Source organism: Streptomyces sp. NPDC091682, from assembly GCF_044756625.1.
In the GTDB taxonomy this organism is placed as follows: Bacteria; Actinomycetota; Actinomycetes; order Streptomycetales; family Streptomycetaceae; genus Streptomyces.
This window is the reverse complement of the sequence record NZ_JBIVTH010000010.1, coordinates 190,194-204,668: the sequence shown is the minus strand read 5'-3', so window position 1 is coordinate 204,668 and position 14,475 is coordinate 190,194. Positions and strand designations below refer to the sequence as shown.

At 65.8% G+C, this 14,475-nt stretch carries 14 protein-coding genes; 1 reads left to right on the top strand and 13 read right to left on the bottom strand.

Annotated features, from left to right (window positions below; all coding sequences use genetic code 11):
• Positions 1–40: 40 nt before the first annotated feature.
• On the top strand, positions 41–499 hold the full coding sequence (locus ACIQK6_RS23915; protein WP_393721228.1) for a hypothetical protein: 459 nt from the start codon (positions 41–43) through the stop codon (positions 497–499).
• Between the two features lie 53 nt (positions 500–552).
• Here ACIQK6_RS23915 and ACIQK6_RS23910 read toward each other — a convergent pair whose 3' ends face one another.
• The 13 genes from ACIQK6_RS23910 to ACIQK6_RS23850 form a co-directional block, all read right to left on the bottom strand.
• Complete coding sequence (locus tag ACIQK6_RS23910) at positions 553–771, bottom strand: hypothetical protein (protein WP_393721226.1); 219 nt, start codon at positions 769–771, stop codon at positions 553–555.
• Positions 771–1,586 carry a peptidoglycan-binding protein gene (locus tag ACIQK6_RS23905; RefSeq protein WP_402695400.1) on the bottom strand — a complete coding sequence of 272 codons (816 nt, stop codon included), beginning with the start codon at positions 1,584–1,586 and terminating at the stop codon, positions 771–773. The genes ACIQK6_RS23910 and ACIQK6_RS23905 overlap by 1 nt, the downstream gene beginning before the upstream one ends.
• A 13-nt stretch (positions 1,587–1,599) precedes the next feature.
• Positions 1,600–1,950, bottom strand: a complete 351-nt coding sequence (locus ACIQK6_RS23900) for a DUF2746 domain-containing protein (protein WP_393721224.1) — start codon at positions 1,948–1,950, stop codon at positions 1,600–1,602.
• The gene (locus ACIQK6_RS23895; protein ID WP_402695399.1) at positions 1,947–3,263 is read right to left on the bottom strand and encodes a tail fiber domain-containing protein; all 1,317 of its coding nucleotides are present in this window, start codon (positions 3,261–3,263) and stop codon (positions 1,947–1,949) included. The genes ACIQK6_RS23900 and ACIQK6_RS23895 overlap by 4 nt, the downstream gene beginning before the upstream one ends.
• 12 nt (positions 3,264–3,275) lie before the next feature.
• On the bottom strand, positions 3,276–5,471 hold the full coding sequence (locus tag ACIQK6_RS23890; protein ID WP_393721222.1) for a siphovirus ReqiPepy6 Gp37-like family protein: 2,196 nt from the start codon (positions 5,469–5,471) through the stop codon (positions 3,276–3,278).
• Entirely contained in the window at positions 5,471–6,316 is an 846-nt protein-coding gene (locus ACIQK6_RS23885) for a phage tail family protein (protein ID WP_402695398.1), read from the bottom strand. Before ACIQK6_RS23885 ends, ACIQK6_RS23890 begins: the two co-directional genes overlap by 1 nt.
• The gene (locus ACIQK6_RS23880; protein WP_393721220.1) at positions 6,313–11,091 is read right to left on the bottom strand and encodes a hypothetical protein; all 4,779 of its coding nucleotides are present in this window, start codon (positions 11,089–11,091) and stop codon (positions 6,313–6,315) included. The genes ACIQK6_RS23885 and ACIQK6_RS23880 overlap by 4 nt, the downstream gene beginning before the upstream one ends.
• Positions 11,092–11,468: 377 nt before the next feature.
• Entirely contained in the window at positions 11,469–11,807 is a 339-nt protein-coding gene (locus ACIQK6_RS23875) for a phage tail assembly protein (RefSeq protein WP_393721219.1), read from the bottom strand.
• A gap of 106 nt (positions 11,808–11,913) precedes the next feature.
• A complete protein-coding gene (locus ACIQK6_RS23870) occupies positions 11,914–12,654 on the bottom strand; it encodes a hypothetical protein (RefSeq protein WP_393721218.1) in 741 nt (246 codons plus the stop codon).
• Positions 12,655–12,732: 78 nt separating this feature from the next.
• Positions 12,733–13,227, bottom strand: a complete 495-nt coding sequence (locus tag ACIQK6_RS23865) for a hypothetical protein (protein WP_393721217.1) — start codon at positions 13,225–13,227, stop codon at positions 12,733–12,735.
• Entirely contained in the window at positions 13,227–13,610 is a 384-nt protein-coding gene (locus ACIQK6_RS23860; RefSeq protein ID WP_393721216.1) for a DUF5403 family protein, read from the bottom strand. The genes ACIQK6_RS23865 and ACIQK6_RS23860 overlap by 1 nt, the downstream gene beginning before the upstream one ends.
• The gene (locus tag ACIQK6_RS23855) at positions 13,610–13,945 is read right to left on the bottom strand and encodes a phage head-tail adapter protein (RefSeq protein WP_393721215.1); all 336 of its coding nucleotides are present in this window, start codon (positions 13,943–13,945) and stop codon (positions 13,610–13,612) included. The genes ACIQK6_RS23860 and ACIQK6_RS23855 overlap by 1 nt, the downstream gene beginning before the upstream one ends.
• The gene (locus tag ACIQK6_RS23850) at positions 13,942–14,442 is read right to left on the bottom strand and encodes a hypothetical protein (RefSeq protein WP_393721214.1); all 501 of its coding nucleotides are present in this window, start codon (positions 14,440–14,442) and stop codon (positions 13,942–13,944) included. Before ACIQK6_RS23850 ends, ACIQK6_RS23855 begins: the two co-directional genes overlap by 4 nt.
• Positions 14,443–14,475: the final 33 nt, after the last annotated feature.

Genomic DNA, 14,475 nt, shown 5'->3' with positions numbered 1-14,475 from the left:
CTCTGCCCAGAGAGACACGCTTACCGAGGGGCAGCGGAGAATGGACCTGACGATCACGATGCGCGTATGCGACATCTGCAAGAGCGGGGACCGACCCACCTCTCGCTACACGCTCACTCCTGAAGAGGGAGAGCCCCGCGCGAAGGATCTGTGCGACGAGCACGCGGCGCCGGTGAGGGCTGTCTTCGGCAAGGACATCACGGCCGACAAGACCGGCGAGCCTACCCCCCTGGAAGCCGCTCTCACTCAGACGAAAGCGGCCATCGCAGAGGAGCTGAAGCAGCACGGCACTCCCGCCCAGAAGGCGCAGACGGCCCCCGCCGGGGCGGAGCCGTCCGCGGCGAAGCCGCCGGCAAGGAAGGCTTCGGCCAGGAAGGCGTCGCCGGGGAAGGCCGCAGCGAAGAAGGCGGATGCTGCGCCTGCTTCCCGGCGCTCCCGGCGCACCCCGGTCATGACCATGGAGCAGATCGAGGCCATGAAGAAGGCCAGCCAGTCCTGAGACGACGAAAGGCGCCCCTCCGCCGACCGCAAGGTCAGCAGAGGGGCGCCGGGCTACTCGGTGTCGTCGGTGTCGGGTGCCTCCACGATGCCCAGGGCGGTCGCAACCTGGACGATCACGGCAACCTCGGGCCTGTCCGCGTAGACGATGGCCGCAATGGACACACCCACGCCCAGAGCTGCGAGTAGAGCCCCCGCTCGCGAGCGGTAGCGGACGGGCAGCAGGCTGGTAAGGGTGATCGGCTTGGAGCCGGGCATCAGCATCTTGCTCATCAGCGGCCCGCCGGGGCCATCAGGCGGGACCAGGTCGTCGGGCCCGGGTATCCGTCTGCGTCGGAACCGCTCCAGCCCTGCGCCCGCTGGAACGCAGCGGTGGCCGAGCGGTCGACCTCGGTGAAGCGCGGTCCAGGGCCCTCCTTGTAGAAGTGACCGAAACCGTGGGCCACCAGGCGCTGGCCGAGCACGGTCACCGCGGGGTGGGTCTTGCCCAGGACGAACGCGCTGCGGCCCGGGAACGGCGTGCTGTCCCCGCTGTCGTGGCCGGAGCCGCTGACCGGCATGCCCGCCTGCACCCAGGCGTAGAGCCGCGGACCGGGGCACTCGGTGGCGAACCCATCCTTGTGGCCCTTCTTGGCCAGAGTCCGGCCGGTACGCCGGCACGCCTCTTCGTACAGGGCTCGGGCCGAGCGCAGGGCCGCCTCCGAGGGGGCCTGGTCGCCGCCGATCGCGATCTGCACGCCAAGCCCACTTACGTTGTGCCCCGGGCAGTGCGCGCCCTGAAGGGTCCAGCCGCGGCCTTCGAAGACGGTTCCGCCCTGGTCGATGACGAAGTTGTAGCCGATGCCAGCCCAACCCTGGGCGCGGTGGGTCCGCTCGATCGCCTGCGGGACCGCGATGCCCGTCCGGGTGACAGGGTCGCCGCCGTCGTAGTGGATGAAGTACTCGGTGCGCTGGCCGAGGCTGACGTAGCCGGGGGTGTCGTTCCACGGCTTCGCGCCCCAGGACGCGCGGGAAACAATGTTGATGCTCAGGGCTGTACTCCTATGGATATGGAAAAGGCCCCGTCCCGGATCGGGAGGGGCCTGCAAGAAAGGTGTTAGGTCAGCCGGTCTGGGGGGCTGACGCAAGGTGGTGGTCGAGGCGCTCGGACACGGCAAGCCGTTCGGTGCGCTCGTGGGCCAGGTCGGCACGGAGGTCGCGAATGTCCCGGCTGTGCCGGGCCTGTCCCGCAAGGACCTGGTCGAGTCCCGCGATCACCCTGTCCAGGTCGTCTCGCAGGTTCGTCGTGTGATCGTTGGAGACTTGCTCGCGGGCTTCCTGCGCGTGTTCGCGGACCTCGGCAAGCGCTGTCCCCTGGCGCCGGACAAGCTCAACCAGGACGCCCACCAGAGCTGCTGTGACCACTCCGCCGGCGGAGACAAGTGCTACCTGAACGGCCGGGTCAAAACTCATCGGGCCATGTCCCTGACGAGCTGTTCCAGGCGCTCGATCCGCTTGGCCTGTTCCTGCACTACGGGTAGGAGCGCCACGCCGATGAGGTCGTATCGCACGCTGTCAATCTGTCCCTCCTCGTCATGGAGGACGATCTCGGGCAGCGTCTCGTTGACCTCTTCGGCGATCAGGCCGAACTCGTCCCGGCGCCCCTCGACGGTCTCGCCCTCGTCGTTGACGGTGGGCTTGCGGTCGTAGATGCGCGGGCGCAGGGACAGAACTGCCTCCGGGGCAATGTCGATGTCCCGGATGTTCTCCTTGAACCGCCGCGCGCTGGTGTTGCGGCAGAAGTTGTGGTTTCCATCGACCCACACCGCGTACCAGGTGGCGCCCGTGGGGGAATAGCTGTGAGGGCGGTCCGAGCCGTTCGCGCGGTGGATCGTGCCTCCGGAGTCGAGGTATTGGCCGTGCCAGTGGTCGGTGGGCGGGAACTGGCCCGGCTTGCCCTGGATGTCGTTCCAGTTGTGCGCGTGGCCGGCGGGCGGATACGTCGAAGGCGTCCCGCTGATGTCTGCCCAGGCGTGGCCATGGGCGGTCGGGACGAAACTCGTCGGCTGGCCGGTGACCTGGGACCAGTCGTGCGTGTGTGCCGCGGGGGGCAGGGTCGAAGGTCGGTCGCTGATCTGGGACCAGGTGTGCGTGTGCGTGGACGGGGCGAAAGTCGCGGGCTTACCGGAGAGGTTTGCCCAGTCCACTGTCGAGAACAGCGGCTTCCAGGCGGAGCCGCTCCAGTACTCCCAGGCGTCCGTGGAGTCGTTGTAGCCGAGCTGTCCCACGCGCGGCGACGTGGGACGAGTTGCGGTGATCCACGCGCCGACCCGGTGTCCCACGAACGGCCGGGTCGTAGCGATGTCCCCGGAGTTGATTCCGGTGACGCTCGCACCGACCGTGATCGACGCAAGAGGCAGCTCGTAGATGCCCGTGTCCGTCTGCACGAGGGCAGCCGGGGTGGTGGACCCCGCGGTGCCGGCCTTCACTGCCAGGGTGATCGAGTTGGTTGCCGGGTCGAGCCTGAGGACCACGCGGTCTACTCGGACCTGGGCGCTGGAGGCCGCGAGGGTCACGTTCTCCGTGGCCGTCGACTGCACCATGTGCCCCCGCAGGAAGGCGAGGCCCGGCCCGACGGTAACCGTCATGCCGGTCCCGGTGCTGACGGCGAACCCCGAAGCGCCGAGAGAGCCCGCAATCCCCGAGTCCTGAAACTCGCGGAACATCTGGCTGAACTGCGTCTCCGTGACGGCCTGGTTGTCAAAGGGGTACGACGTGATTGCCAAAGGTGAAGCTCCTTAAATGGCCGCGCCTGCGTCTTCGATGACGAGCGTCGACAGGCCGCCCGGTATGTAGCGGACCATGCCGTAGGTCGCAGCGGCTCTGCGGGTGTTGAGCGTGATGCCGACCGTGATCGGTCCGGCAGGGGGATTGTTGATGTAGCAGTTGATGTCCAGGCCGTTCGACGTGTTCGAGTCGTCGTCGAAGGTCGTGCTGTATGCGTCCCCGACGAGGGTGCTTGAAGTCGTGACGGTTGTCCCCGAAGCCCATCGGACGGTTGTGTACGCGCCCTGCTTCGCGTAACGAGCGGTCGCGCTGTCGCCCGCGTTGTCGGTGTCGACGGACGCAATCCTGAGGGCGACCTTGTAGCAGCGGCCCGCCTCGGCCGTGAACTGCTGGGTGTATACGAGGGTGGCGGAATCGGCGACATAGGCCGAGAGGGCGAGGTTCTGGATGGCTATAACGCCCTTTGCAGCCTTCTCGTTGTGGGCCGATGTGCGCCATGCCGTCCAGCCGCCTGCATCGTTTCCCGATCGGGTCCACTCCTCGGTGACCGTCGGACTCAGGCGTAGCCAGGTTTGATGGGCGAAGGTGGAACCCACGGGGTGGACGGTTCGAAGCACGCCGTACCGGCCGCCGGAGCCGAAAGCCCAGCCGCCCGTGATCGCCTGCGTCTCGTTCATGGTGAGCGTCGACGAGCCGAACGGGTAGGCGTTCGGCAGCGAGGCGGAAGTGAAGTCCGCCGGCGCCAGGTTGGTGTCGAAGCCGACTTGGCGCCAGGCACTCCAGCCCGTAGATCGGTTACCGCCACGCACCCACATCTCGTGTGAGGTGGCGCTTGCGTGCACACGGCGCCAGGTTTGGGACGCATCGCTGCCCTCCCAGACTCGGGTGGTCACGTAGCCGTACTTGCCACCGAAGTCCCATCCGCCTGCCGTGGCGGCGCTGCCGGTCAGGTAGAACTCGGTGGTCTCTCCCTGTGGGTAGTCGACAGGCTGCGTCGCCTGCGTAATGCCGGTCGGCAGGATGACGCGGGGGCCGGGAGGGGTGGCCTCTGCCGTGCGCTCGAGCGAGGAGACGCGGGACTCCAAGTCTTTCCTGTTGGAGGCGGCAGCCGCTTCGGGAGAGAGCGGGGTCGGGTCGCCCAGGACGGCGCCGAGCCTGTAGCCGTCAGAGTCGACCTTCAGCACCATGCCTGTGACGACGGCCGTCATCTCCGCATCGCCGACGAGCACGGAGACCTTGTCTCCGAGGAACCAGTCGCGACCGAAGTCGAGTGCGCTGTCTTCCATTGGTACGGCCTGTGCAGCCCGGAGGGTTGCGCCGCCATCAGCAAGGGCTTCCGTACCCTTCTGGGTCAGCGCGGCCATGTCGGTAGAGGACCGCTCGTCGATGAAGGACTCGATGCGGCGTCCCCAGTCGGTCTCGGCCGCGATGGAGTCCGCGCTGTCGACACCGACGAACAGACGGTTCGAGCCGTCGCCGTCTCCACCGACAATCACCCGCGTTCTCTGGGGTGTCGAGACGGAGACCCGCTGGCCTGCAAGGGTGTTGTTCACGACGCCGAGGCGGGCTTCCTTCGTGCGGTCGGCGACCGCGTATGTCTCGAAGACGAGGTTCGCGCCTCGTTGGACGATGCGGAAGCCGAGACCCGCAGGCTCGGCCAACTCCTTGCACAGCTCCCCTAGCTGCTGGAAGCGGGCAGACTTGCTGAGGATCGAGCCCCCGGCGCCGTTCGCTCCCATGATCAGCTCTGGCCTGCGCCGGTTGATCGGGGCTCCCGGTCCGCAGTTCGCATTGACGTACGCGTGCATGAGTGTCTCGGCCCTGTCGGTGCGCTCATCGAACGCGAAGCCCTGCGTGGCGGCGTCCCCGTTGCCGGGATCGGGCCAGGCGAGCATGTCGGACAGGATGACCGTGTCGTCCACGCCCTCGACCTTCAGCGTGCCGAGCGGGTCGGTGGCGGTGGATGCGTTCTCCGTCCTGGTGACCGGTCCCGAGAACAGGACATCGGAGGGGCCGGTCACGATGATGCCCGCCCCGGGCGTCGAGAGGACCGTCGCAAGCGGGTGCTCGGCGTTGATGCTGAGCTTCCACGTGCCGACGTTGTTGTGTATGTCCTCCGCTTCCAGGGTCAGGAGATCCGCGGGAATGGCGCCGACCCGGGTCAGGGCCTTGTCCCGCACCTCAACGAGGAGGTCCTCGGCTCTCACTAGATCACCACCCACTTCCGGGGACGCCAGGAGCACACGATCCGGGAGTCGGCCGTGATGTTCAGCAGGGAGGCCGTTGCCGTCGAGGTGCCCGGCGGTACAGACCAGAAGCTAGGAGCGGGCGCGAGGTAGCGATACCAGTTCGCTCCAGTCACGCCGTCACGAACGATGCCGGTCCCCATGTCGATGATCAGCTTCTTGCCGGCGACGATCGTTCCCGTCCAGTGCAGAACCTCGCCCGTGGGGCTGATCGCCTTGAAGTTGTCGCCTGGCCCCGTCACCTCCCAGACGGGATAGGAGGGAACGTCACCCTCGTTGGAGAGCTGCACTTCACCGATCGCCTGTGACGAAGCGAGCGGCATCGACGACAGGGACGACAGGAATGCGCCCGCCGGAGCGCCGCCGATCGAGACTGTCTGTGCGGCCTCGGCCATGAAGTAGGGGCTGGGTGCCCGCAGCGTGATCACGGTCTGCACGTCCCGTTCACCGGAGCCCGGGTCGATGTCCCCTCCGCCCGTCCAGTGGACGAGGGTGGACCAGCGCGCACCTTCGGCGTCGATGTAGGTCAGGGTGCACCCCGCGGAAAGGGCGCGAGCGAGCCGGTTGAGCAGCTCTGCGAGGTGCACCCTGTTCCGACCCACGATGTCGAGAGGGATGTCGATGTCACGGGGAAGGACCCGCCGCCCGCGGTAGGCGGCGCCGTCCCCCGCGCCCTCAAGCCACTGCACTGAGAGTTGGGGCAGGCCCAGGCCGGTTATCCCGGCGAGGGCCTGGAACCCGAACCCGCCCTTCTCGTACCCGTTCAGGTCCAGCCTGTCTGAGGCTGAAGCCAGTTCGAGCTTCACCAGCCGACCATCCTCGCCCGCGAGGCAGCCGCGAACAGCTCCTCCTCGGACGAGAGGGAGCTGCTGGCTGAACCCGCGTAGTAGTTCAAGACCTTCGTTACGGACCGGCCAGAGTCGGCCGCCGCCAGGCCGCCGGAGACAGCGGCCGTGACCTCGCGGGATGTCCCGGAGGCCGCGCTCATAGCGAGCGCGTTGGAAGCGCGCTTGACGCGCTCTTGCTCGTCCTGGACGCCGAGGCCGAAGCCCTTGCCGACGAAGGAGCCGAGCTTCCTGAACAGCCGCGAGGGCGAGTGGATGTCGAGGGCCTGCTTGATTGCCCTGACCATCGCGTCCGCGATCTTGAGCATCTGGGCCTCGATCGCGCCCTGCTGTGCCTCAAGGCCCTTCACCAGGCCCTCGGCCGCCTTCACCCCCGCGTCGTACATGTGGTGCGACGCGGTAGCCCCGGCCTTCCCGGCGTACTTCTCCAGCTCCTTCTGCAAGGCGTTGATCTCGGCGACGCCGGATGCGCCGGCGTTGGCGATGGCCTCGCCCGCAGCGAGCCCGGCCTCGGGGCCAGCCATGGCGATCTGGTCGAAGCTCTCGGCGTTCAGGCCAAGGGCCTTCAGCTTCTTGAGCACGTCGGCGAACTTCTTCGCGCGCTCGACCGCGTTCTTCAGCCCCGTGGAGATGCCGGTGAACGAGGCGTCGTCGACCTTCGTGACATCGCCCGTGCTGATGACCTTGTCCGCGATCGACTGCGCGTAGCGGCTCGCCTCCTCGCGGAGCTTGTCGAGCTTCGCCTGCGCTGCTTCGAGTCGCTTCGACCCGGCCTCCCACTGCGCGGCCAGCTTGAGAAGGGCCGCACGGTCCCGGTTGATCCGGTCCTTCAGGCCCTTCGACGCGGTGGCCGGGATCTTCGCAGTCAGCTCGTTGAGGGACTGCTTCACCTTGTCGTACTGGGACTCCAAGCCCTTGACCAGACCTTGGATGATGAGCCGACCCGCGTCGTAGAGGAGAACGGCGTCCTTGGGCGCCGGACCCTTCCAATCCTTGATCTTGCTCGTGAGGTCGCCGAGTGTGCTCTTGACGGAACCGATCATGCTCTTGAGTCCGTCAATCAGGCCGGTGATGATTTTCCGTCCCGCGTCCATCAGAAGGGACTTCGCGTCGCTGAATATCTGCTTCACGTTCTGCGGCAGCTCGCTGACAGACCGGACGCAGTCGGCCACCTTTTGAGAGAAGATCCGCTTGACTGCCTCCCATGCCTCACCGGCCGCGGACTTGATGTTTGTCCACGTGTCGGAGAAGAACTTCTGGATTGACCGCAGGGCTGCTCCGGGCGTCTCCTTCAAAGCCGTCATAAAGCTTGAGAAGTTTGCCCGTATAGAGTTCCAGAGACCTGTGGCGGAAGTCTTTAGTCCGTTCCAGATGTTGTCCCAGAGGGACTTGACTCCGGTCAGGATCTTCTTTCCGACGCCCAGGATTCCGATGTTCATGAAAACCATGAACAGGCCCTTGATTGTGTCCCACAGTCCTGACAGGAACGACTTGATGCCGTTCCAGAGCTGCTTCAGACCCTCGTCGAACATGCTCCAGTCGCCAGTGATGGAACCGACGAAGATTCCGATGATCACCTTGAAGTAGCCGACGATCATGTCCCAGACGCCCTTGAAGACGTTCCAGAGCCCGGTGAAGACATCAGCCACGCCGTTGATCGCTCCGACCAGGGAGCCGAGGAACAGGCCAGCGATGAACTCGATGGCCGGCGCGAGCACTGGCATCAGGAAGTTCACGACCTGGAGCAGGGCGTTCAGGAAGGGCTGGATGGCCTCCATTACCGCGGAGAAGGCTTCCGAAATCAGAGGCAGGTATTCGGCGGCCAGCGACTGCACCACAGGAATCAGAGGGAGAATCGCAGCCGTCAAAATCTGCATCAGAATTTCGATTACCGGCTGTAGCGCAGCCGACATTGCGGCGAGCGCTTCCGAAATTAGTGGAATAATCGGGGCGAGTCCAGCGACCAGCGCCTCGATAAGCGGCGCGCAGGCTTCGACCACCGTCATGATGAGCGGAGCAAGCGCGGCGACAATTCCCATCAAGCCCTCGCCCAGCAAGCCGATCAGGGGCTCGATTGCGGGGACCAGAATTGAAAATGCCTCAGAAAGCGGCGTAAGAACAGCAGCCACCAGCGGGCCGAGCGCCGAAAGGAGAGAAGAGACCAGTGTGAGAATTGCGCCGAAGGCAACCCCGAGGGGAGCCATCGCGGGGGCGAGGGCGGTTACCGCGGTCTGGATGCCGTTGAAAAGGGCGTAGACCCCAGCGAATACCTCGGGCTGGTTCAGCGCCCCGGCAATGGCGCCCAAGGCCGTGCCGAGGATGGTGCCGACCTGGGGAAGGATCTGCGTTAGCAGGCCGACGAACTGGCCGAAGAAGGCTTTCACCTCGGCGCCGCCCTGCGACGCCATGTTGGACATCGCTTCGTGGGCTGCCGTGAACAGGCCGATCAGCTTGGCCTGTACCCCGCTGCTGTCGACGGCCTCATGGACTCCGGCAAGGGTCTGCCGGATCATGCCGAGGGTGGAGCCGCCCGCGGCGGTGGCTGCGCGGGAGATGCCGGCGAAGATGCCGCCGGTCTCCATGAGGACGCCGCCGAGATCCTTGAGCGCCTGGACGCCTGCGTCGATCTCCTCGCGGAGCCCGGACTCACCCTTCTGGTTCAGCCAATCCGAAGCCTTCGCGGCAACGTCCACGAACCACTGCGCGAGCTGCGGGAGGTAGCCCGCGCCGACTTCGCCGAGAACCTTGATGATGTTGGCGAAGGAGCCGGTGCCCGTGGTGGCGATGTCGATCGACTTCGAGAGGTCGTCGAACATGCCGCCCAGAGCGGGGGCGAGAGCAGACTTCATTGAGGAGGCAAAGCCCCCGAAGAACTGGCCGAGCTGGGTCGAGGTCTGAGCGAATCCGTCACGAAGCTGCGGAAGCAGGCCGTCGATCAGGTCCTTGATCGGAGCCTTGGCCTCTGCCCAAAAGTTGGTGCTGATCAGGTCCTGGAGGGCAGAGAGCTGCCCCTTGACCTGTGGCAGGACCTTGTTGAAGTCCTTGAAGGCGGCGACCGTGGCACCAACGCCGATCGCCATGCCGCCGAGAATTCCCGGCAGTGCAAGGGACGTTGCCCCGATCTGCGCCAGCGAGGCGGACATCGTGAAGAGGTTCGAGGCCGCGGAGATGCCCCAGCCGGCAAGGCCCGCTATCGCCGTCGCCAGGGTGCCGATGATCGGCGCCGACCGGTCGAGGTTACGGACCATGTTGCCCAGGCGTTCGAACATGTCGCCCAGGACCCGGGCCCCGGAGAGGGCCTTCAGCATCGCGGCGGCCGTGGCCGCAGCGGAGGCGTTGACCTTCGGAATCAGGTCGACCACACGGTTCCTCGTGAGAACCGCCATGTGCGCGATCGTGGCCATAACACCCGTACGCGACAGCTCGGGTTCGATCTCCGCCTTCAAGCCGTCGATACGGTCCTGGAGGTCATCGATGTCCCGCTGGACCTTGCGCGTCGCGAGTGCGTCCAGCTCGGGCGTGATCTGCGCCCGCAGGTTCCGCATCTGCTCGAAGGCCGCTTCGAGCTGCCGCTTCGTCTGCGCGACCTTCTGCTCGTCCAGCTTCGGGCGGACCTGAATCTCGTCCAGCAGAGCCTGAATGCCGTCGGCTGCCTGCTGTGCCGCTGCCCGGTCCGCAGTGACCTTGGCCAGGATCTCCTGATCGAGGATCGCCTTCATCTGCGCCTGGGCGGTCAGGAGGGACCTCTTGTCCACCTTGACCTTGATCTCTTCCCGGCCCAGTTCACCGAGCTGGTCTTCGATCTGCTTCAGCGCGCCCTCGACTGAGGACATCGACTTCTTGTCGACGGAGAGATCAAGCGTCAGGTGCTTCTCAAGGCGGGCCCGCGCCTTCTGGAGCGACTTCTCGTCCATCTTGACCGAGAGGTCGATCTCCTTGAACTTGGCCAGCTCGGCGTCGATCCGCGCGATAGCGGCCTTCACCGAGCTCGAAGACCGGGGGTCGACCTTCAGCTCCAGGCGGAGCGCCTTCTCCAGCTCCCGGCGCGCGGCTTCCAGCGATGCGCGGTCCGTCTTGACCTTGATCTCGACGGCCCGGAGGTCGGACAGCTCGCGGTCGATCTGGCTGATGGCGGCCTGTACCGAGGACTGCGAGTCCTTGTCGACCCGGAGCGTGATGTGCTGGATCTCGTCTAGGCGCTCCTCGAACATGTCCACGGCCGCGGTCAGGTCGTCGGTGTTGATCCCGATCTCGATGTCGGTTTCGCCGAGTGCTTCGATCGCCGACCGCACCTTGCCCACGGCCGCCATGACCGACCCCTGGGAGTCGAGGTTGACGCCGAGGTGCAGGTCGGACAGCTCGCTCTGCGCTTCCTGCCGGGCCTGCTTCGCGGCCTGCACGACCTGTCGGCCGGTCGCACTGAAGACGATCTTGTGCTGGCTGGCACGGGCCTGGTACTCGCGGGCGGCCTTCGTGACCTCGGTGGCCATGCCGGCAAGGTCGAGCTTGGTGTAGAAGCGGATCTTGCGGCTGTCTGTCTTCTTGTTGTCGCCGTTAATCGCCCGGACCGCTTCGAGAACGTCCTTGCGCGCGCCGGTTGCATCGGCCTTGGTGCGGATGGTGACCGCGAGATCGTGCTCGATCTTTTCGAGCTTCTTCTTCAGGTCTTCCTTGAAACCGGACGTATCCGGCATGACCTTGACCGCGACACGGCCGACGATCTGAGCATCCGACACCGGCTACCTCCGCTGGAAATGCTTGTAGATATCCGCGACCGAGCGGGGCCTCTTCGGTTTCTGTTTCTCGGCCTTCTTCGCCTGCGGTCTCGGATAGTGCGGAATCTTCGGGGCTTTGCCCTTGCCCCACTGGCCGGTTGCGCGAGTATTTTGATTCAGTGCGTCAAAGAGGTCGGCGGAAAGGTGCCGGTCCTGGCCCCAGCCGAAATGCTCACGGCCGCCAGACGCGAGAGCTACCGTGAGGGATGTGTCGGGAAGCCTCTGCACGAGCAGAAGGACGAGTGCAGGGGAGGGCCCCCGGCCTGCTATCACGTCGCGCAGGTCAATGCCGAAGTGGAACAGCAGGTCGGGGTAGAGGCCCTCCCCGTATTCGTCGATCAGTCCTGCGAGGCCGAGGCTTCCCCCGCCTGGGTGCTCTCGCCGTAGTGGCCGAAGATTTCAGCGAGGATGGCGAGGTCGCCGTCCACCTCATTCAGGAGGTTCTGGGCCGCCTTTTCGGAAGCTGCGATTGTGAGGATCGCCTTGGACAGAAGCGCTGCCTGGTCGGACTCTTCCTTGCCCATCTCCTCCTGGAGCGCCATCAGTGCATCGCGCCGGGCCTTCGGCAGGCGAAGAGGGTTGAGAAGGCGGACGGTGTCGTCGCCGACCTGAATGTCAGTGCTGCCGTACTTGCGCTCCGCGGCAGCGCGGATGTCATCGAGAGAGTAAGAAGCCATGGGGTTGCGGACCTCCGGATAGAAAGCAGAACAGGGAAGCGGACCGGCGGCTGAAAGCCCGGCGCAGACGGGTCCGAAGGCATCTGCGCCGGGAGTTGGGGTTCGGTCAGGTAGCGGTGCCGGCGACCCACGCGGTCGCGTTCCACCACGCCTTGGAGCCGTCGCCGAGGATCAGGTGCTGACCGGTGGTCCACTTGGTGGCGGGCGTCGCGGTGACTCCCGCCAGGGCGGCAAGGTTGGCCGGGACGGTGGCGCCGTTAGGGGTGAAGGACCCCGGGGTGCCGGCCGTCGCACCGGTCGCCAGGACGCCGCCCAGTGGTGTGATGGCGTACGTCCACACATTGGTGTTATGGACCATCGGCTTAACGCCGATCGGAAGTCCGGCCAGGCTCTCCGTGTCCGAGATCGCCATGTCGTCCGCACGGTAGATTTCGGCGCGGGGAGCGTAGAAGGCGAAATGATTGTCGCCGTCAACGAATACCGCGAGAAATGCTGACTGGGTGGGTTCCGGATTGGTAGGAACGCCGACCGAACCGTCCGGAAGGATGGGCGCATTGGCGCCGAAGTAGAGCTTCAGCCCGGCAGTGTCAAACTGCTGCAAAGTGAACGTCATGGTCTCGGTTCGGGCAGAGTACTTCGTTCGGAGGGACTTGTTCTGGAGGCTTCCGATGGTGGTTGCCTCGCCGCCTTCGGAGGTAATGCCGAAGATGTCCTCAAGGGAGGTATGACCGATGTTCTGCCATGGGCTGAGGGGTGTCAGAAGGTCCGATGGCATCGTGGTGCCAACCGGGGCCGTCAGGTAATTGCCACTTCCTACAACGAGGGTGGCCAGGTCATTGATTGCCAAGAGGCTGCATCCTTGCTCGCGCATGCAAAAGGCCCGGCTCCCCGCGAAGGGAATCCGGGCCTCGTGCGGTAGGGACTTTTAAGGGGTGTAAGGGCGAGTCCGCGGCTTGCGGATCTGCACGTCGTAGATCGACTCGTAGCGCCAAACCCCGGTTGGGAGGTCGGCGTACTGGACGGGCCCTGTTGCCGTGGCCCAGTCCGTTGCCCGTCGCGGCGCAGAGTTCAGATCGACGCGAATGATGTGGCCGCGGCGCGGATATACCTTCTGGTTCAGCCAGGCGTTCCGGAGGACAACGCGGACGGCCTCGGAGAGGATCGCTGCTTCCTCGTCCCCATTCGGGTCCGGGACAAAGCAGTTGATGACAACGCGCGCTGCGTCGGTGAAGCGGGTGTCGCCCTGCCATTCACCCCACGTCGGATCGCGGCGGACGAGGACGAGCGGAAACTGCTCGTGGAGGTCGACCAGGGACTTCACCCGGATGCCGGGCAGGCCCTCGCGCAGCACGGCGAGGAGCAGGTCCTCGACGGGCGACAGCTCGGCCAGGGCCTTGATGTGGTCGGGAAGTCCTGCCATCAGTCGAGGTGCACCTTCCCCTTCCTCTTCTTGGGGAGGTTCGCGGCACGGGCCAGGATGAACAGGCCCTCCGCGGCCGGGATGATGTCGAGGTAGGTCTGACCGTCCTTGCCCTTGCGGACGATGAACTGCTCGGCGCGGCCGTACTCGATCGACAGGGCAGCCTTCTTGCCGCGCTCGTCGTCCAGGACCACGTACTTGTCCACGTCGCCGTCCACCACGTCGATCGACGCATGGCCTTCCTGCCGGTGCTGGAGAAGCAGGGCCTCGGCGCGCGCAGCGATCTCGAACCGCGCCTCATCGAGTGCGTCCTGTACGCCGGGCAAGGTGGCGATGTACTTCTCCAGCTTGAAGCGGCCTACCTTGTTTTCGATCTTCGCCATCAGGGCCGCTCCCTGATGTCGATCGACCAGTGCCGTGTGCGGCGGTCGCCGTGGTGGTAGGCGGGCGGCGACACGATGTCCCACGTGCGGCCCTGGTACTCGACGCGGGACCACAGGGTCACGCCCTCGATGTGCGGGTCGACAACCATGCGGACGACGTTGATCTGTTGCTGGCCAGGCACCTCGGCCTTGCCGGAGCGCTGCGGAATGAATGCGGCCTTGACGGTGACGGCACTGTCCTCGTCCACCGCGATCACCCTGTTGCCCCGGTTGTCGACGACCTCTGTAGTCCGCCACACGCGTGCGCTCTGGCCGCGCCTTCGCTGCACGCTCACCAGGGGCCCTCGTTCCCGAAGAGAGGGAAGGGCGAGGCGGGGGAGTAGTCGACGGGTACGAGACCGCTGGTATTGGCCTGCTGGGGCTTCGTGCCCCAGGCGAAGACGGCCACGCTGGTGATGCCGCGCTTGCGGCCGGCAAGTTCTTCCAGGAGGCGTATCTCCTCGCGGGTGAAGTAGACGCTGCCAGCGTCACGGCCGTGGGCGTCTGACCAGGCGAGCGTCTCGTCGCCCGCTCTCGACTGCGTGTAGCCGTTCGGGTTCCGCAGGTACCTGGCCGCGGACTTCAGGACCAGCGTCCGGACCAGTCGCGGCGCTGTAGCCTCGGGCCACTCCCGGCCGTAAGTGGCCGCCAGGTCCGATGCATCTTCCAGCGCACCGGCCGCGATGCGCAGCTCGTCGGCGTCCAGATCCCAGTCGAGACGGCCTTTGAGCTCGTCCAGGGTGGCGTACTTCAGGCTTCCTCCTTCCGCCGGGAACGGGAGGCAGCCATGCACCCATGGGTTACATGTTTACACAGCTGCCTGTTT